Here is a 533-nt window from a genome sequence, read left to right as displayed (position 1 = left end):
GGATGCGGCCCGGTGATCAGAGCGCGTCGACGCTGGATCAGCGGAGCCACCAAAACCAGCCCGAACGCACACGTACACCCTGTCGGTCCGGCCTTAAAACCTTCGCCCGTACCGCGGCAATGGCGGCACACAACCCACTCCGAAATCTGGTGCAACTCTTCGCAATTGGCGGCGACACAATCTCTGGCGCCGCACCAGATGCACATCCGGGCGAACGTCAGCCGGGGCGGACGCAACGGCTCGGCCGAGCGGACCGGGAACGAAACCACGTTGCTGGCCATCAGTAGCACGCTCCGTAGGCCCGGAACCCTGCCGTGCGATCGGTCGGGTCGGCCTTCGCAGCCGCCACCAACAGCGGATCGGCGTCTTCCGCCACCTGGCGAGCGGCAGCATGGTAATCCCACGCCGGAACCACCTGTGTAGGCCGCGGAACCAGCCCCGACACATCGTTACGCGGCCGGGTTACCACCCACACCCGCTCGCCCGCCTCAGTCAGAGCCTGCATGATTGCCTCCGCTAAAATCGTCAGCATG

2 protein-coding genes are annotated in these 533 nt (G+C 65.7%); both read right to left on the bottom strand.

Features of this window, described 5'->3' with window-relative positions; translation table 11 throughout:
• Positions 1 to 281, bottom strand: a 281-nt coding sequence (locus ON37_RS33915; protein WP_217999962.1) for a hypothetical protein, incomplete at its 3' end; no start/stop codon positions are given.
• Positions 281 to 533: hypothetical protein (locus tag ON37_RS26510; protein WP_040723132.1), on the bottom strand; the 253-nt coding region annotated here is incomplete at its 5' end. The genes ON37_RS26510 and ON37_RS33915, both read right to left, overlap by 1 nt.

This window comes from Nocardia veterana NBRC 100344 (assembly GCF_000308855.1).
Taxonomy (GTDB): Bacteria; Actinomycetota; Actinomycetes; order Mycobacteriales; family Mycobacteriaceae; genus Nocardia; species Nocardia veterana.
Note: the sequence above shows the minus strand (reverse complement) of the source record. Positions and strands in the feature narration are given on the sequence as shown.